This window comes from Rhodococcus sp. MSC1_016 (assembly GCF_023667485.2).
In the GTDB taxonomy this organism is placed as follows: domain Bacteria; phylum Actinomycetota; class Actinomycetes; order Mycobacteriales; family Mycobacteriaceae; genus Rhodococcus_F; species Rhodococcus_F oxybenzonivorans.
In genome coordinates, this window is the sequence record NZ_JAMOZI020000001.1 from 3,401,723 (window position 1) to 3,419,488 (window position 17,766).

At 65.8% G+C, this 17,766-nt stretch carries 16 protein-coding genes and 1 pseudogene; 6 read left to right on the forward strand and 11 right to left on the reverse strand.

The genetic code is table 11. The features are described 5' to 3' along the window. Nucleotides 1–77: 77 nt before the first annotated feature. Nucleotides 78–1,469: a plasmid pRiA4b ORF-3 family protein gene (locus L1080_RS15735; protein WP_159920910.1), complete on the reverse strand. Its 1,392-nt coding sequence runs from the start codon at nt 1,467–1,469 to the stop codon at nt 78–80. Between the two features lie 127 nt (nt 1,470–1,596). On the opposite strand from L1080_RS15735, the gene L1080_RS15740 reads away from it, so the two are divergent. Further along, nucleotides 1,597–1,944 carry a hypothetical protein gene (locus tag L1080_RS15740; protein ID WP_159920908.1) on the forward strand — a complete coding sequence of 116 codons (348 nt, stop codon included), beginning with the start codon at nt 1,597–1,599 and terminating at the stop codon, nt 1,942–1,944. A gap of 26 nt (nt 1,945–1,970) precedes the next feature. Here the strand turns inward: L1080_RS15740 and L1080_RS15745 are convergent, their stop codons facing one another. Together L1080_RS15745 and L1080_RS15750 are read right to left on the reverse strand one after the other, a co-directional pair. Beyond that, entirely contained in the window at nt 1,971–2,300 is a 330-nt protein-coding gene (locus tag L1080_RS15745; protein ID WP_159920906.1) for an amphi-Trp domain-containing protein, read from the reverse strand. A 111-nt stretch (nt 2,301–2,411) separates the two neighbouring features. Beyond that, nucleotides 2,412–2,696 (reverse strand): annotated as a pseudogene (locus tag L1080_RS15750) (WhiB family transcriptional regulator); the annotation flags it as partial. Between the two features lie 334 nt (nt 2,697–3,030). Between L1080_RS15750 and L1080_RS15755 the strand changes: the two are divergent. Next, nucleotides 3,031–4,290 carry a protein kinase domain-containing protein gene (locus tag L1080_RS15755; RefSeq protein ID WP_159920904.1) on the forward strand — a complete coding sequence of 420 codons (1,260 nt, stop codon included), beginning with the start codon at nt 3,031–3,033 and terminating at the stop codon, nt 4,288–4,290. A gap of 2 nt (nt 4,291–4,292) precedes the next feature. Here L1080_RS15755 and nhaA read toward each other — a convergent pair whose 3' ends face one another. The 3 genes from nhaA to L1080_RS15770 form a co-directional block, all read right to left on the reverse strand. After that, nucleotides 4,293–6,155 (reverse strand): Na+/H+ antiporter NhaA, encoded by a 1,863-nt coding sequence (gene nhaA / locus L1080_RS15760; RefSeq protein WP_159920902.1) that lies wholly within the window; start codon nt 6,153–6,155, stop codon nt 4,293–4,295. A gap of 27 nt (nt 6,156–6,182) precedes the next feature. Next, nucleotides 6,183–6,623, reverse strand: a complete 441-nt coding sequence (locus L1080_RS15765) for an SRPBCC family protein (protein WP_159927032.1) — start codon at nt 6,621–6,623, stop codon at nt 6,183–6,185. Nucleotides 6,624–6,729: 106 nt separating this feature from the next. Next, nucleotides 6,730–7,431 (reverse strand): alpha/beta fold hydrolase, encoded by a 702-nt coding sequence (locus L1080_RS15770; protein WP_159920900.1) that lies wholly within the window; start codon nt 7,429–7,431, stop codon nt 6,730–6,732. Nucleotides 7,432–7,626: 195 nt separating this feature from the next. Between L1080_RS15770 and L1080_RS15775 the strand changes: the two genes are divergently transcribed. Both L1080_RS15775 and L1080_RS15780 read left to right on the forward strand, forming a co-directional pair. After that, nucleotides 7,627–8,007 carry an SHOCT domain-containing protein gene (locus L1080_RS15775; protein ID WP_201453543.1) on the forward strand — a complete coding sequence of 127 codons (381 nt, stop codon included), beginning with the start codon at nt 7,627–7,629 and terminating at the stop codon, nt 8,005–8,007. 245 nt (nt 8,008–8,252) lie between these two features. After that, a complete protein-coding gene (locus L1080_RS15780; RefSeq protein ID WP_159920898.1) occupies nt 8,253–9,860 on the forward strand; it encodes an SLC13 family permease in 1,608 nt (535 codons plus the stop codon). Between the two features lie 18 nt (nt 9,861–9,878). Here the strand turns inward: L1080_RS15780 and L1080_RS15785 are convergent, their stop codons facing one another. The 3 genes from L1080_RS15785 to L1080_RS15795 all read right to left on the reverse strand — a co-directional run bounded on the left by L1080_RS15785 (nt 9,879) and on the right by L1080_RS15795 (nt 14,289). Beyond that, a complete protein-coding gene (locus tag L1080_RS15785; protein WP_250770372.1) occupies nt 9,879–11,144 on the reverse strand; it encodes a cation:proton antiporter in 1,266 nt (421 codons plus the stop codon). Nucleotides 11,145–11,154: 10 nt separating this feature from the next. Continuing rightward, nucleotides 11,155–13,509, reverse strand: coding sequence for an arylsulfatase (locus L1080_RS15790; protein WP_159920894.1), 2,355 nt, complete (start codon nt 13,507–13,509; stop codon nt 11,155–11,157). 246 nt (nt 13,510–13,755) lie between these two features. Further along, nucleotides 13,756–14,289 (reverse strand): PadR family transcriptional regulator, encoded by a 534-nt coding sequence (locus L1080_RS15795; RefSeq protein ID WP_250770375.1) that lies wholly within the window; start codon nt 14,287–14,289, stop codon nt 13,756–13,758. A gap of 103 nt (nt 14,290–14,392) precedes the next feature. Between L1080_RS15795 and L1080_RS15800 the strand changes: the two genes are divergently transcribed. Both L1080_RS15800 and L1080_RS15805 read left to right on the forward strand, forming a co-directional pair. Next, nucleotides 14,393–14,869 carry a DUF1707 SHOCT-like domain-containing protein gene (locus tag L1080_RS15800; protein ID WP_250770378.1) on the forward strand — a complete coding sequence of 159 codons (477 nt, stop codon included), beginning with the start codon at nt 14,393–14,395 and terminating at the stop codon, nt 14,867–14,869. Between the two features lie 168 nt (nt 14,870–15,037). Then, a complete protein-coding gene (locus L1080_RS15805; protein ID WP_109328315.1) occupies nt 15,038–15,256 on the forward strand; it encodes a hypothetical protein in 219 nt (72 codons plus the stop codon). A 322-nt stretch (nt 15,257–15,578) separates the two neighbouring features. Here L1080_RS15805 and L1080_RS15810 read toward each other — a convergent pair whose 3' ends face one another. Both L1080_RS15810 and L1080_RS15815 read right to left on the reverse strand, forming a co-directional pair. Then, nucleotides 15,579–16,394 carry an oxidoreductase gene (locus tag L1080_RS15810; RefSeq protein WP_250770381.1) on the reverse strand — a complete coding sequence of 272 codons (816 nt, stop codon included), beginning with the start codon at nt 16,392–16,394 and terminating at the stop codon, nt 15,579–15,581. A 114-nt stretch (nt 16,395–16,508) separates the two neighbouring features. Beyond that, nucleotides 16,509–17,765 carry an ATP-grasp domain-containing protein gene (locus L1080_RS15815; RefSeq protein WP_250770384.1) on the reverse strand — a complete coding sequence of 419 codons (1,257 nt, stop codon included), beginning with the start codon at nt 17,763–17,765 and terminating at the stop codon, nt 16,509–16,511. Nucleotide 17,766 lies beyond the last annotated feature (1 nt).

A 17,766-nucleotide genomic window follows, 5' to 3' on the forward strand; every position in this document is an offset into this window, starting at 1 on the left:
ATCAACGACGCCAGACTGGCAGGATCACTCCGTCACGAGGCGGGTTCCAGGTCCCCCTCGTTGTCTGAGCCGCCACCTCACATCGACAACACCATGCGCGCGAGGAGTCGACCCCACTCCGGGTCGCTGGTGTCGTGCACGCCGTAACCTTCACCGATCGCACCGGTGAGCTTGAGGAATTCGATGGTGGGCCGAGCGATCCAGTAGGCCTCCAGACCCTCGACCACGGTTTTGTCGCTCGCCCGCCACCCGAGGGCCGCGAGTCCCTCGGCGACCACGCTCTGGCGTTCCTTCGGTGACGCACCGGCGGCGAGGGCGAGGAGCACCAGGTATCCGGCCTCCCGCTCCACCCGGTCGGCGCCGAGTGGCAGCCTGTTGAGGAGGTGGCTCCACATTCCGCGCGCGTTGCCCGCAAACTCGGCCCCCAACTTGGTCTGCACCAGCTTGCCCTTGTACTTGCGCGCCAGCCCGAGTGTCTTCGTGTACATGTGCAGCAGGTGCACCGGCCGCTGGTCGTTTTCGCGGTTATTAGTCGACGGCCAGCCGTCGAATCCCGGTAGTTCCCGGGCCTCGGCCACCACGGCCGGCGGAAGGTGACCGGCCTTCGTCAGGGTGATGCCGTCGGGTCCGATGCGCTGCAGGAACCAGCGCAGGTGCAGTGTCACCGCCTCCTGCGCGACCAGGTAGTCACCCGATCGTTGAGTCAGGTGGGCACGTTCGAGCATCGAATAGACCTGCGGCGCAGCGCGGGGCGGCATGTGGCGGAGCAACTCGGCGAATGCCGAGTCCGACACCGGACCGTGCGCCCGGACCGCCTCATGTCCTCCCAGACTCGCATTGACGACTGCGGGGTCGAAAGACTCGGGCGAGAATCCCGAACCCACCCACTCGCTCGCGTCGTGGTGCTCGGGATGACTCGGGTCGGCCAGCACCCTCAACAGATTGGCGTATCCACCGGGACCGCCCGAATTCTCGGGAGGGCACGCCCGGGCACCGGCGAGGCACTGCGTTTTCGGCTCAGGATCGCCGGCCCTGATCTGCTCCAGGACAATCGTATGGTCCCAGCCGTCCCCGAAGTCGTAGGCATACGACAACTGGTCGCCCGGCTGCACCAGCACCTGGTCCAGCCGGATGTCGTCCTCACACAACTCGTCGTCCTCGTCGGCGAAACCCTCGTCGATGCTCTCCTGCATCTCGTACCGCTCGGATGCGGGCGGCTCCCCACCGACCCACACGTGCAGGTGGCTGTCGTACCACCCCATCACTGTCTGCAGCACCGGATGCAGCTGGTTGAGCCGCAGATTCGACGGGACGACGAACTGCCGCCAGATGGTGGGGGAAACGTCGTCGAGCTCGATGCGCAGCTGGTAGCTCACGACGTCGAGTCGTCCCGAGCGCTGCGAAGGCCGGTCGATGACCGGTTGGTCGGGAACGACGGAGAGGTGTCTGCGTGAGCCCGAAGCTGCCATGGGGTCATGGTAGGGCCAGCTCCGGACAGCCGCGACAACGCTGGCGAGTCCAATCCGGCATCTGGGACACCGAGGCGTGTGACGATGGTGAAGTTCGTCGGCATCCCGGGACCGTGTGGAGAGCGAAATGGAAGTTCGGAAAGTCGTGGACCTTCGGCAGGACGATGCCGGGGCGCCGCGCGTCTTCGGTGAGCCCTATGAGACGGCGGACGGTTCCACGGTCATCACCGTCGCGCGGGTTCACCGCGGGTTTCGCCTCGGCAAGCCGAGCGGACGAGAGACCAGGCGGGGCGGTGATCTCACGGCGTCACCGGTCGGGGTGTTCGTCATCCACGCCGGCCGGGTGTGGTGGCAGCCGGCCGTCGATTCCACGCGCATCGCGCTACTCGGTGAGTTCATCGGGTTGGCGTCGGCGGTGATCGCCACGTTGGCCGTTTTGCGCCGTCCGCCGTGGCCCGATCTACGGCGACGGTGAGTAACTGACCGGCATGCGCAGGCAGATCACTTGGCGGTTACTTTGCGCGGTCGCCCACGACGTGCCGGCTTGGCCGGGACCTCAGTCTCCGATTCCGATGGCGTCTCCTCGACCTCCTCGTTACCGGACGGGCCATCGCGCCAACTTATTTCGATCTCCAACTCGATCTGGTCACCTTCGACCTCGATCTCCAGCTCCCAGCGAACCTGGTCGGCAACATCGATGGTGATCGAGTCGCCACCCGATCCCAGCTCCACCTCGGAGCCACTCGCGAGGGCCTGTCCGAGCGCGATTAGCCTGTCGGACACCTCCTTCCGGGTGAGCTCGGACGTCCGCTTGATCTCCAACTTGGGCACGACGACTCCTGACCTCGGCACAGTGTGTTCTCACCGTAACTGTCGGGGCGAGTCGACGTTGCTCGAACGGCCGCCACCGGGACCGAATGGGTCGAGCCGAGTGGCCGGCTCGCCGCGGCGAAGTCGGTGGGTGCGCTTTCTTCGATCCGCCTCGGTCAAGCCACCCCACACGCCGTAGGTTTCACCCGCCGCCAGAGCGTGCTCGCGGCACGGCGCGAGCACGGGGCAGGGCCTGCAGATCTGCCGAGCCTTCGCTTCGCGCAGGACGCGAGCCGAACCGCGTTCGCCGTCGGGCGAATAGAACACCGCCGGATCGGCGCCACGGCACGCCGCACGCAGCTGCCAGTCACCGGGAACGAGGGTGACGGTCTCCTCACGCGTGGCGGAACTGATCAACGAAAGGCCTCGTCCGGGAACTACTGAGGTGTCGGTAGGCACGAGAAGTCCTTTCTGCTGTGTCGGCGGTGCAGTCGTTGCAGGCGGCAACCGGCGGGTGGTCTGCCCGTGGCCGCCGACGTTGCCCGTCGTCACTTCAGACTCCCCGAACGGCGGGACAGTGAACACAGGAGCTTCCCCTAGTCCTGCCTAGGCACCAAGCCGGTCCAAGGGAGACAGATACAGCTAATTGCCGGGGCCTGTGTGACGACCTCGCGGATGGCGCCGACTACCAGCGCTCTCCGCCAACAGCTCCATTGGCCGCGAAGGGACTGCTGGCGCTAGCGTGAAAGGTATGTCGGCGCCCCAGACTCTCGCAGCTCGGTACGAGCTGCGCGCAGTGCTGGGCCGAGGCGGGATGGCCGATGTCCACGACGGCTGGGACCTGCGGCTCGGGCGGCCGGTCGCCGTCAAGGTGCTGCGTCCCGAGTACGCGTCCATTCCCGATATCCGGCGACGGTTCGAGGTGGAGGCCCGGGTGGCCGCCACGTTGAACCACCCGAACGTGGTGGCCGTTCACGACTGCGGCGAGGACGGCGGTGTTCCGTACATCGTGATGGAACGCCTCCCCGGCCGCACCCTCGCCGACGACATCGCCCGCGGACCACTTCCGGAGGCCCGAGCACGCGCGATTCTCGCCGACATACTCGCCGCCGTCGGCGCTGCCCACGACTGCGGGATTTTGCACCGCGACATCAAACCGGCCAATGTGCTGTTCAGTAGCACTGGTGTCGTGAAGGTCGCCGACTTCGGCATCGCGAAGAGTGCAGACAGTGGCCACACCACGACGGGTCAGGTGCTGGGCACCGTCGCGTACCTGAGCCCGAGTCGCATCGCGGAGAAACCGGCGACGGTCGCCGACGACCTCTATGCGGTCGGTGTTGTCGGATACGAGGCTCTCGCAGGACGCCGCCCGTTCGCCGGCGAGAACATTCTGTCGTTGGCCCGCGCGATCCTGGCAGGCGGCGCTCCCCCGCTGACCGAAATGCGACCCGACGTCGACCCCGAGTTGGCGTCCACCGTCGAGAAGGCGATGGCGCACGATCCTGCGCACCGATTCGGCGACGCCGCGGCCATGCGCAACGCGATTCTGGGCAATGCGGGGCGGGTCACGGCACCCCCTCCGATGGGTGCGCCACCTCGAACCATGGCGTTCGCGCCCGCCACTCTGTCCGCGGCCCCACTCCCCCCGACCGATCCCCGGCGGCCACGCAAGACGGGGCTGATCCTGGCAGCGATCGCCGCTGTCGTGGTAGCAGTGATCGTGGGCGCCCTGGCGATCGCCTCGCGCGATAACGACGGTGGCGGAAGTCCCGCTGTGGCACCGGCAACGTCGAGTCAGGCTCCTACACCCATGCCGACGCCCACCGGCACCGAAGAACTTCCGGTTGCACCACCTGTGTCGGTCGGCGTTCCCGTTCCTGTCCCACCGGTACAGAACCCCGAACCGCCGAACCCGAACGGCAACAGTGGGAATGGGAATGGAAACAACGGCGGGAACGGAAATAACAAGGACAAGGAGAAGGAGAAGGAAAACGGGCGCGGCGGAAACTGAGATCAGTCGCCTTGCGCGTCCCGTGCCTCTTCGAGCCGGCGAATAAGCGTCGCTGCGTCGAAAGGTCCGGTGTGCCGGGTGAGGTCGGCGCCCGTGGCTCCGAGATAGAACGTCGGTGTCTGCCGGAAGTCACTGGTCTGGGCGTCGAGTTCGTCGTCGTCGACGCGGTGGAGGTACTCACCGGTCCGCAGTTCCTCCTCGAACCGGTTCATGTCCAAGCCGAGTTCCGCCGCATACCCGTAGATTTCGTCCTCATCGAGGGCATCGCTGTTGGCGAACAGGTGATCGTGCATCTCCCAGAACCGGCCCTGCCGGTCGGCTGCCTCCGCGGCGTGGGCAGCGAAACGCGCATGCGGATGCACCTCGTCGAGAGGCAGATGCCGGAACACGTAGCGCAGCGCATCACCGAAATGCGCGCGCACGTCACGGATGCTGCCGGTGGCCTTGGTGCAGAACGGGCACTCGAAGTCGCCGTACTCCACCAAGGTGAGCGGTGCGTCTACCGGTCCCCGTAGGTGATCACGCCCCGGCTGCACCGGCCGCAGAAGGGTGGTTCCGATCGCCTCGGTCGGCGGCGTGCGCCAGTCCGAGAACCGGAACAGCGCCCACCCGAGGACGGTCGCGATCACCGCTGCCGTCAGGACGCCGACACGGGCATCGTTCGCCAGGACAGGCGATTCGATGGCGAGATCGACGATGAACAGTGAGATCGTGAAGCCGATGCCCGCCAGCGCGCTGCCGCCGCTGATCTGGGACAAGTTGAGTCCGGGTGGCAGGCTGCCCGGCCGCATTCTCGAGAAGAGTGCGGTGGAGGCGGTAATGCCGACGAACTTGCCGACCACGAGGCCGAGCACGATGCCCCAGGCGAGCGGCGACCTCACAGCGTCGGCGAGGGTCTGCCCGGTGACGACCACGCCGGCATTGGCCAGCGCGAAAATCGGCACCACGAGGAAGGCGGTGTACGGCTGATAGAACCGCAGGAGCCGCTCGTTGACGGAGACAGCCCGGAGGACGCCGAGCTGGGCGGCCCGGGCGTACTCCGAGTTCGGTGATTGCCGAAACGCGCGAGTGAGTTCGCCCGCCCGCTCCACCTCGCGACGCCTGGGCGGATACACGGGAAGGATCAGGGCGATCAGCACGCCCACGAGCGTGGGATGGACACCGGATTCGTAGAAGGCCACCCACGTACCGGCCGCGACGATGAAGTAGGCGACTCCACGCCACACCTCCAGTCGACGCAACTGCATGATCAGCAGTAGTCCCACCGCGCCGAGCACCAACGGACCGAGCCGCAGATTGTCGGTGTAGAAGAAGGCGATGATGGCGAGCGCGCCGATGTCGTCGGCAACCGCGAGGGTGAGGATGAACACGCGGAGTCGCGCAGGGCACCTCGGTCCGACGAGCGCCAGCGCACCCAGCACGAACGCCGTGTCCGTCGACACCACCACACCCCACGCGGCGGCCTCGTCGCCGCTCGGGTTGAGGACGAGGAACAGCGCGGCCGGCAACGCCAGACCGGCGATGGCGGCGACCAGAGGCACTGCGGCACGGGCTCTGTCGGTGAGTTCACCGATAGTGAGTTCCCGCTTCACCTCGAGGCCGACGACGAAGAAGAACAGCGTCATCAATGCGTCGTTGACCCAGTGCTTCAGGTCGAGACTGATTCCGTAATCCCCGACCTGAATGGTGATCGGCGTGTGCCAGAACGACTCGTACGTGGTCCCGATGTTCGCCCACACCAACGCCAGAACGGTGGCCACGAGCAGGAAGCCGGCCGACAACGTGTCGTCGTCGGTGCCGTCACGAATTCCGGCAAGTCGTGCCGACAACCGCCCCAGGCGTGTGGGATTGTCCTCGACCGCCATCTGTCCCCTCGCTCACGCTCGTGCTGATCACACGTAGTTGTCGACGACAAACTTCGTCAGGCCCTTGCGGATGGTCCGGATCGCCTGCTTCTGCCCCTGCCGCAGCACCGCCTGGGGCAACCGGATCTTCGGGTCGACCGACATCGTGACCCGCACAGAGGTGCCGCGCGACGTGGGCGTGAGGCGGTACTCGCCTTCCTGACTCCGCTGCTTGTCGCTCTCGACGAGAACCCAGGACATCTGCTCGTCGTCGATCCACTTGTGCTCGGCCAACTGGGTGTCCGAGACACCGAGCACCGAGAGTGTCATCCGCACGGTCCGCGGTCGTCCGTCCTCGAACCGCGACTCCACGATGACTTCCTTGTGCACCGCCGACCACTCGGGGATCCGTTCGACATCGACAAGGGCACGCATGACCTGTTCGGGGGCTGCTTCGATCTCGAACTCGCCTGATACCGACAACGACATCGTGTCTCGCACCTCCATGTGTTCGGACCTCGGGAACGGATTGCGCCGTTCTCGGCAGACTAACCGCGGTTCAGGGGTCGGCGCTCGGCGACGGTCACCGTGACGATCAGAGGCCCTCGACGTAGCCCTCGAGCGCCGCGGCCAGTTCCCGGGGTCGGGCCAAGGCGATCAGGTGTCCCGCATCGATCACGTCGGGTGCAATGCCCAGACGCTCCCGCACGATCCGTTTCATGAAGTCGACCGGGAAGAGGCGGTCTCGACTGCCCGCGATCACACGGGTCTTCACGTGCGGCCACTCCTCCGCCCGCCATACCGTCTCGAACGGAGTGTCCGACATGGCGACCTCTTCGGCCTGGAACGCTTCCTCGATGAGCTCTTCCGGCACATCGTGGAAGAACAGTTCCCGCAGATCGTTGGTGGCAGCCGGGTCACGTCCCTCGCTGACCGCGAACGCACGCTGCGCCGCGGACTGCCCGGTATTCGCCCACCACTCGCCCGCCGACTCCCCGGGCGCCGGAAGCATCGGAGCTACCAGGACCAGCAGATCGACGTCGACGTCGGTTCGTTCACACACGATCGCCGCGGTGAACGCCGACATCGACTGCGCGACCAACACGACGGGACCCTCGACGTCGCGGAACGCCTTGACGACGACGTCGGCGAACTCGTATTGACCTGCGCTCTCGTCGCTGTACGGCAGGTCGACGGTGATGGCGGCGTGCCCGTGGCTGGTCAGAATGGGCACGACTCGGTGCCAGTACCACGAGTCGGATCCGGCGCCGGGCAACAAGACGAAAGTCACGGCCATCTCATCGTCTCCCTTCCACGAGCAGAAGCACACCACGGTGCGGTCGCAGGAGCAACCCGATGTCGGCGTGCGTCGTGCTGCCCGTTATGCGGAACTGCGCACAATCGCGGGCACGAAGGACGATGCTGACCAGGTAAGTGGTGCACGTTTCGGGCTGCACACCAGCGCAGTCCACAAGTGCGAAGGAGCTAACTCATGATGGACTCATTCTGGGACTTCCTGTGGTACACGGTGGTCGTGTTCGCGTTCGTCGCTTACCTGATGATTCTGTTCCAGATTTTCGGTGACCTGTTCCGCGATCGCGCTATGTCCGGATTCACGAAAACTCTCTGGATCATTTTTCTGATCGTGCTGCCGTACATCACCGCGTTCGTGTATCTCATCGCCCGCGGTCGCGGGATTGCGGAAAGGCAACTCGAGGCACACAACTCGGCGAGGCAGGCAACCGACCGTTACATCAGGGAAGTGGCCGGCAAGTCGGCTGCCGAGCAGATCGCCGACGCGAAAGCACTCCTCGACGCGGGCACCATCAACCAGGCCGAGTACGACACTCTCAAAGCGAAGGCGCTCGGCTGAGCAATATCACCAATTCCGATTCTGCTATCGCGCATGGTATCTGGAGGACCCCGACGCGGACTCGCAGGTGCCGGCGCGCTTCGTGCACGGGTGGCTCCGCCGGTTGACCGGACACGTAGTCCCAGGACGGGTCGGGTCCGACACTGGTCACAGGCCTCGGTCGTGCCGAGAGAACAGGTCGTGACACGACTATCACGCTCGTTCACGGGTACTACTTCCGTACCGATCTGTGCCGGGGAGGGACCATGACAACCGAGAACCAGGGCAACCGCACCGACGTCGACAAGGCGTTGCTCGGGCACACCACCTATCGCAGCCTCGGCGAACAGCAGCTCTCACCCGCCGAGGAGCGATTCGAGAAGGGCCGCCGCACGATCGGGCTCTTTCTCGCGCCACTGATCACGATCGTCTTCCTCGCCCTGCCGATCGACATACCGCCCAACCAGCAGACGTTGGCAGGCGTGCTGCTCGGCGTCATCGTGTTGTGGGTGACCGAGGCGGTGCCGATCCCGATCGGCGGGCTGCTCGGGGTGGCGATCGTGGTGTTTCTGGGCGTGGCGCCGGCCGACGAGGTGCTCGCCGCGTTCGGGTCGTCGACGATCTTCACGTTCATCGGAGCGTTCATCCTTGCCCAGGCGATGCTCAAACACGGCGTCGCACGGCGGTTCGCGTTTCGGATCCTGACCCTGCCGCGTGTCGGCCAGTCCACCACCGGTGTGATCGTGGCGTTCGGCGCGATCACGTGCGGACTCTCGGCGTTCGTATCCAACACCGCGACCGTGGCCATGCTGCTGCCCACCGCCCTGGGCATCCTCGGCGTCATCGCGAAACTCATGCAGCGCCGCGGCGTCGTGGCCGAGGACTTCGACCCCCTGCGGGTCCGGGTGGGTGCCGCGATCATGCTGATGTTGGCATACAGCGCCAGCGTGGGCGGCCTGTTGACACCGGTCGGAAGCCCACCCAACCTGATCGGACGCGGGCTCATCGAGGAGGCCACCGGGGAGCGGATCAGCTTCGGGCAGTGGATGGTGATGGCCATCCCGATCTGCCTGCTGATGTTCATCGCGCTCGCCATCATCCTGCTGCGCATCAACAAACCGGAGATCCGGCGCATCGAAGGCGTCGCCGACTACCTGGCGGAGCAGCGTGCAGAAATGGGTCCGCTGTCGCGTGCCGAGAAGAACACGCTCATCGCGTTCGGAGTCACAGTGACGCTGTGGATCCTGCCCGGTGTCGTCGCGGTGATCGCCGGCAACGACTCGGACCTCTACGGCACGATCAGCGACCGACTCGACGAGGGCATGGTTGCGGTCTTCGGAGCGGCATTGCTCTATCTGCTGCCGACAGATTGGGGAAATCGCGAATTCACGCTGACCTGGCGGGACGCAGCAGAAATCGACTGGGGCACGATCGTGCTGTTCGGTAGCGGCATCATCTTCGGCTCACTGCTCGCCGACACCGGACTCGCCGAGACGATCGGCACATCCGTCGCGGACTCGCTAGGCCTGACCAGCGTCGTCGCCATCACCGTGTTCGCGGTGCTGCTGGCCATCGCCGTATCGGAGACGACGAGCAACACGGCGTCGGCGGCGGTCGTGGTGCCGATCGTGATCCCGGTGGCGTTGGCGGCCGGTGTCAACCCCTTCGTGCCTGCGCTCGCGGCCACATTCGCCGCATCGTTCGGATTCATGCTGCCGGTCTCGACGCCGCAGAACGCCGTGGTCTACGGCTCCGGAGCCGTCCGAATTACCACGATGATCCGAAGCGGAATCACCTTCGACATCGTCGGTGCGGTTCTGATCATCGTCTTCCTGCCCCTGATGATCGCCGTGGTCGGCCTCGGCGGTGGGTGATCAGTCGGTGCGGCCATGTCATCGACCGGGATCTGGTGCCATGAGACCCTCACCTCGGGGGTGGCGACGGAACCATGTGGCATAGCGATCGGCCAACGGCGCGGCAGTGAGTCCGTGGGCAAGCACCGAAAGTCCGATGGTGATGACGGCGGTGGTCAGCAGTAATTCCTCGTGGGGCAGCTCGCCGGATTCTTCGAAGATGAGGATGACGAAGACGATGGTCGCGAGTCCGCGCGGCCCGAACCATCCGAGGAAGGCGACGGTGGGGGCGCGCGGACGTGTCCCGACCAGCGACAGCGCGACGGGAACCATCCGGACGACGGTCAGACTCACGACCGCGTAGCCGAGCACGGCCCACGACAGATGGCCGAGAGCGGGTCCGAGCAGCACGGCGCCGAAAACGATGAAGGTGATCGCGCTGAACAGGTCACCGGCCTCGTCGAGGGAGTCGGCACCGTCACTGCTCTCGCCATCGCCGTGGTTGACCTCGGCGCGGTGGCGGATGGCGTTGAAGGTGAGTCCGCCGACGAACGCAGCGATGAAACCGGAACCGCCCAACGGCACGGCGACGGTGTAGGCGAGCAGGGCCGCCGTCAAGGGAACGGTCTGAGCCCACAACGGGTCGATCGTGCGGTGGCGGCCGGCTATCACCAGGATCGCCGCCGCTATCGCCCCGGCACCGATTCCCGCGACGATGCCGTAACCGATCTGCTCGGCGACCAACCGGGCCGCGGCGCCGCCGCCGATCGCCCCTGCCTCGGCCTGCGCAATCGCCAGCACGATCAAGAACAGCGGCACGCAGATTCCGTCGTTGAGCCCGCTCTCGACGTTCAAACCCTGCCGTATTCGGGACGGCAGGATCGGCAGGGTGACCACGGCCTGGCCGAGAGCAGCGTCGGTCGGCGCGAGGATCACCGCAAGCAGGAGCGCCTCGGGCCACGCCAGATCACCGAGTAGGAGCAGGGCGGCACCGAAACCGGTCGCGATGGTCAATGGCAGGCCGATACCCAGCAGACGGGCTGGGAGGGCGATTTCGGCACGGAGGGCTGACAGGTTGACCCGGGAGGCGTCGGAGAAGAGCACGAGCGCGAGCGTCACCTCCGCGAGGAGTTTCACCGTTTCGGCGGCGGGATGCACGTCGATCAGCCCCACTGTGCTTGCACCGAGGAGCAGACCGCCGACGGTGAAGACGATCGGGGCGGTGATCGGCGTGCCCGCAGTCCGGCCGGAGACCGCCGCGTAGGCGAGCAGAATCGCAGCGATTGCGGGGAGTGCCCAGGTCATGGCGGACCGATTACTGGCGGGAGGTCGCGACCCGGACGACCTCGGCGGGGTCGACGAGGTGGGAGTGGTCGTCTTCGCCGACGTCGATCTTCACGACCTCGATACGCCCATTGAACTTGGCGGCGCCGATGTAGTCGGTACTCACCGGCATACCGAAGTCGTTGCCGATGTCGGTGGTCTCGTCCGCCGAGAAGACCATCGGTTGCGTCTGGTCGACCCGGCCACTGCCGACGCTGCGGCCGTCGATGTAGAGGGTGACGGTCCCGCCCTTCGCCAGACCGCCCCCGTCGTAGGCGAACTCGGCGCGGACCTGGTGACTGCCGGTGTCGAGGTCTTCCGTTGCCCCGACGACGAATTCGCTCATGCCGAGCAGGTTGTAGACGAATCTCACTCGTCCCTCCCTGACGTAGAAAGCCCAGCCGCCGAAGCGACCGCCCTGGGCGATCATGACACCGTTGGTGGGCCCGTCCTTCGGCGTCTCGATCGCCGCGGTTACCGAAAACGACCGGTTCTTGATGTCGATCACGCTGTGTTCACTGAGCCGCTTCATCCCCGGGAACAACACCTGCGAGGTTCCCGTCACGAGTTGCGGTCGGCCGGCGATGGTCGGGTTCAGCCGTTCGAAGCGGCGGTCGTCGATGGGAAGAACGTTGAATTTCACCGCCTCGATCAACCAGAGCCGTTGCAGTGCAGCAAGTTTATCGGGCATCTCGGCGACGAGGTCATGGGCCTGCGACCAGTCGGTCGACCCGTCGTACAGTTCCCACACGTCGTCATCGAGAGCGGGCAGCACCTCGTTCGGCAACCACGGGGTGCTGTGCCGGGTGACCGCGCTCCAGCCCTTGTAGTAAATGCCGCGATTACCGGCCATCTCGAAGTACTGCAGGTCGTGTCGTTCCGGAGCCTCCGGCTGATCGAAGCTGTACAGCATGCTCGGGCCCTCGAGCGGAGTCTGCTGCACCCCGTTGACGAACGTGGGCTCGGGCAGTCCGGCGGCCTCGAGCACCGTCGCCGCCACGTCGACGACATGGGTGAATTGCGACCGAACTTCACCCTTGCTGCGGATCCCGGCGGGCCAGTGGACGATGGTGCCGTTGCGCGTGCCACCCCAGTGCGAGGCGACCTGCTTGGTCCATTGGAACGGCGCACACATCGCCCACGCCCAGCCCACCGAGTAGTGGTTGTAGGCCTCCGGGGTGCCGAGTTTGTCCTTCACCTCGGCCATGAACTCCGGGGTCTCGATGGCGGCGAGACCGTTGAAGTTCGCCATCTCGTTGAATGCGCCGTTGATGGTTCCCTCGGCGGAGGCACCGTTGTCGCCGATGATGTAGTAGACGAGGGTGTTGTCCAGGGCGCCTATCGTTTCGATCGCGTCGATCACGCGGCCGACGTGAAAGTCGGTGTGCTCGAGGAATCCCGCGTACACCTCCATCTGGCGTTCCAGCACCGGTTTGAGTGCGTCGTCCATCTCCTCCCACCCGGGGATAGCCTCCGGGCGCGCCGTGAGTTCGGTGTCGGCAGGGACGACGCCGCGCCGCTTCTGCTGCTCGAGAGTCGACTCGCGTTGCGCGTCCCATCCGCCGGCGAACTGGCCGGCGTACTTGTCCGCCCACTCCGGGGGCACGTGATGCGGGGCGTGCGTGGCCCCGGGTGCGAAGTACACGAAGAACGGTTTGTTCGGGGCGAGGGACTTCTGGCTCCGAATCCAGTCGATGGCGTGGTCGGCGAGATCCTCGGTGAGGTGGTAGCCGTCCTCGGGTGTCTTGTCCACCTCGATCGGCGCCACGCCCTCGTACAGCGCCGGATAGTACTGGTTGTTCTCGCCGCCGATGAAGCCGTAGAAGTGCTCGAAGCCACCGCCGCCGGTCGGCCACGCGTCGAACGGCCCGATCGGGGACGTCTGCCACGGCGGCACCTCGTGGCACTTCCCGAACTGGGCGGTCGAGTAACCGTTGAGTTTCAGGGTCATCGGCAGTGCGGCCTTGGTGTTCGGCCGCAGCCCGGACGAGCCCGGCGCCGAGGTCGCGGTTTCGGTGATCATGCCCATCCCCACCGAGTGGTGGTTGCGGCCGCTGAGCAGCGCGGCTCGGGTCGGTGCGCAGAGGGCGGTGGTGTGGAAGCGGTTGTAGGTGAGGCCGCCCCGTTGCAGTCGCTCCGCGGTCGGGGTGTGTGCCGGGCCGCCGAAGGCGCTGGCGGCGCCGAAACCCACGTCGTCGAGGAGGATCACCAGAACGTTCGGGGCGTCCTCCGGTGGAAGCAGAGGTTGGATCGGTGGGAAAGCGGTGTCCGGGTCTTTCGCGTCATAGGTGATCAGTCCGAGGTGCTGCCGGTCGGGTATCGGTAAAACCTCACGCCGCTCCACCATGACTACTCACAACCTCTTCGCGTGTCGTCGGAACGCTCGCGGGTCCTCTGCTGGGCCCGGAGTGCACAGCACTGCCTGACCTCAGCGTGCCCGGGCGTAGCCAGCCCGCACCTCACCCACTGCGGGTGAGCTCGCCACGCCGCCGGCCGGCGGAGTACTGACGGCGTTCGCCGATCTCACGGTGGAAGACTCCGAGGGGCGAGGAGGACGCCCCTCGTTGCGGGTACCGACGCACGAGATGACCCGTCAGCGGCTCCGCCTCCCGCGCCCCAGCCGCTTGCCGACGCGATCGAACCATTCCAGGACGGCGCGCTCGTACACGATCCCGAAGTCCAGTGTCGCCAACGCATATTCGTTGGAGCTGTGCACTTCGGCCTCGCGCTCGTACTCGGCGAGCTGATGCTCGTGTGCGGTGCGGTGGGAGTCCAGCATCGCGTCCAACCGCTCGGGCGGAAGATGCGCGCCGAACGCGACGGTGAGCAGCAATGGATAGCGAATGTTCTCCGCTGCGGGGTCGAGTTCGATCCAGTCCGCGAACGCCCGCCGACCCTCATCGGTCAGGGTGTAGGGCTTACGCTCGCGGGTGCCCCGCTCCCCCGCCTCGATCAACCCGGCACGCTCCATCGCAGCAAGCTCCCGATACACCTGGCTGGTCGTGATCGACCAGAACTTGCCGATGCGTTCCTGGGCGGTGACCACCAGGTCCCACCCCGTCTTCGATCCCTCGTGGAGGAAACCGAGAAGCGACGCGGCGGTGGCATTGAGGGGGCGTTCGTTCATGACATCGTCCTTCGTAAGCGAGGGGTTGACATTCCACTGTGTCATATCGATCATAGAAGACATCGACATTCCACAGTGGAATGTCACCGCCGAGGAGGGTCCGATGGAGTACGCGGACAACATCCGGATATCCGATTCCGAACGCGAGAAGGTCGTCGACGAACTCGGCCGGCATCTCACCGCTGGGCGACTGACAATCGACGAGTTCGACCAGCGGGTAGCCCAGGTGTATCGGTCGGTCACCCAAGCACAGGTACGTCAGGTGTTGCGCGACCTTCCAGCCGCCCCCGCACCTGCCCCGCGCCAGATCCGATCACCCCAGCCTGCACGCCGTCGTCTCCCGAGCCACCAACGCATCGAGTGGCTTGCCTGGCTCGCCGCCGGAAGCCTCAACATCGTGATCTGGGGCATCATCTCGCTCGCCACCGGCGTCATGATCTACTTCTGGCCTGTCTGGGTGATCGGCCCCTGGGGCTTGGTACTGCTGAGCCGAACGCTGCTCGGCCGCGAAGGCACGTGCAGCAAGATCACAGGAACCATGCGGTGCAATAACCGATTGAGCGCCGCGCCCCACAACTGAACACCACTCGACGGCGCCGTGCCGAAGGCCCCGTTCGCATGCAGGCGAGCTATTCGCACACACGTTCGAATAGCTGGTAGACTCGGAGTCGCGACGCGGAAAGACCCCCATCTGACGCGCTCGCCCTACCGAGAAACCACCATCGCATCGAGTACGAGGTGAAGTCCGATGGACGAAGTGATGAGCAAGGCCGACGAACTCGAGCGCCTCGTACGCCGGCTCGCCGACCTCGATGACCAACGAGTCTGTATCGGCACCGAACTCGTCGGTTTGGAGCACTTCTTTCGCAAGGCCGGGTGCCCCGAACTGTCACAACTGGCGTTCAACACATTCATGAGCCGATACGTCGGGCGCGTTCTGGAGCTTGCCGACGGAATGCGCGAATGAGCGGGGTCCGGCGCACACCGCCGGTCCCGCCGACCACCTTGAAAGAACCCGGAGCTGGGGTGAAACACCAGCGCACCCCACGGCGATACATTCAGTAGAGCCGCTGCTGGAGCCTCCAGCGACCGGACCACCACCACGGGATCGAGTCGAAAAATGTTCACCAATCACCTGTTCGGAGAAATGACCGAGCAGGAAATCGACATCGAAATCGCCGAGGAACTGGCGGCCTCCAAGTAGTTCCCCCGAGACAAGGCGACGCGAATCGCGACTGTCCCATCAGTTGCCCCCAAGGGCCGAGATTCCAAGTGATGCCGAGCAGGCATCAGTTGGTCAAGCGATGGTACTTGCGCATCTGGGTATCGAAGATCCGGACTGGGGCGAAGCGGCGCAACATGCTGACACGTGAGGCCAGCGGGCCGCTGGTATAGCGCTGCTTCGGCTTCGAATCCGTCGCCGCCGCTACGACCGCGCGTGCGACGGTGGCCGGGGTGTCGCCGCCTTCGACCGACGTCGCAAGCACCTGATCGGCGATCCGGCGTTGCTTCTCGTAGGCCGGCAACGGCGAATCAGGCCGCGCACTGTTCGCCTCGAACCCGGTGTTCGTCCCACCGGGCTCGACCAGGAGAACCCGCACGCCGTGTTCGCGGACCTCGTGGTCCACCGACTCGGAGTAGCCCTCGACCGCATGCTTCGACGCGACGTAGGCGGCCAGGTACGGTCCCGGGATCAGCCCGTAGACCGACGAAAGGTTGATGATGCGCCCACGTCCCAGCGCTCGCATGTGCGGCAGTACCGCCCTCGTCATACGCATCACGCCGAAGACGTTGATATCGAAGACGCCCCGTGACTGTGCAACGGAGTTTTCCTCGGCCGCGCCCATCAAACCGATGCCGGCGTTGTTGACCAGGACGTCGATCCGCCCGAACCGTGCGATCACTTGCTCGACCAAGGCGCTGACCGATGCTTCGTCGGACACGTCCAGGTCGAAGAACGTCACACCGTCGAGCGGGGTGCTTCGCGAGGCGTCGCGGCTGGTACCGACAACTGTGAAACCTGCCTTCACCAGCGCGAGAGCCGATTCTCGCCCGATACCGGATGACGCACCCGTAACGAGGGCCACCTGCTGAGTTGACGTCATCATTGGACTCCCTGACTTCTGAAACCGATCGGTTTACCTCCACACCCTAAACCGATCGGTTTCCAGTCGCAACCCGCGACGAGGTCGCTCGCACTCCTCGCGTCCGACCCCACGTCACACCGACACCACGTTCGCTGCCGCCACCCGCACCTGGAATTCGAGGCAGCCGACAGCTTCGCGAGCGGCGACGAGCGCCTGCTCGGCCGTGTCTCCGAGGGCCCGTGCGTAAGCCACCCGCGAGTCCGACGACTCCAGGACCTCGACCCTGTTGCCCGGTCGGACCAGCGACTGCACCTCGGTCACACCGTCGACGTTCCGGGCGTCGTCGAGGCCGCCGACCTCCGTGAGCACTCCTGCAACCGGGGCGGCCGCGAACCAGATCGCGGAACACCGACCGGGCCGCTCCTCGGCGAGAACCGCCCGAATTCCCGGAAGAACCTTCTCCCCTACCGTTTGGCGCACGACACAGTCGGCGAGGTCGACGCCGGTGGCGTCGAAGGCGAGAGCTGGAATCTCGTCGCCTCCCATTCGCACGTGGGTCTCGATCACCTTCGGTCCCTGGGATCCGAGGACGATCTCGGTGTGCGTGGCCCCGAATTCCACTCCGAGTGCGTCGAGCAGCCGTTCCACATAGGTGTGCACCTGTTCTTCCTCGGCCGCCGAAAGTTCGGCCGGTGCCACGTGGCCGAGTTCGACAAAGGTGGCCGGGTCGGAGAATTTGCGTGTAATGGCGACGACCTGGTGTTCACTGCTTTCCGAGAACGCCTCGACACTGAATTGCGGTCCCTCGTGGAATTGCTCCACCAGCACGCCGCTGTTCGGAAGGCCGTCGAAGCTGCCTCCCGCGCGCTCGAACGCCGCCGCGAGCGCGGCCTCCTCCCGAACCACGGCCACCCCGGCGCTGCCCGCGCCGCATACCGGTTTCACGACACAGGGCAGGCCGTGTTTCCCCACGAACGTGTGCAGTGCGTCCACGTCGGCGACGATGGCGGAGGCGGTGGAGTCGATGCCTGCGTCCCGGAGCTGCGCGCGCATGGCGTCTTTGTCGTGGATCAACGCGACCGTGCGCGGCGAGTGGGTGGACAGGCCTAGCGCCTCGCCGATCGCGGCGCAGCGGTCCTGATCGCGTTCACCGAACGTCGCGATGCGGGTGAACGGATGCCGGGCGTGCGCCGCCCTGGCCAGTGCTATCCATTCCTCGTCCGGGGCATCGTGCCGCACGGCGATCACCCGGGCGTGCTCGGTCAGCTGCCGGAGCTTGGCAACGAAGTCGAGCCGGCAGATCACGGAGGTCTGCGTGCCGGGGAGGGCGCTGCGGACCCGGCTCGGAAGGTCGCGGCCGCTGCCGACGACCAAGACGTGTTCGGTCATG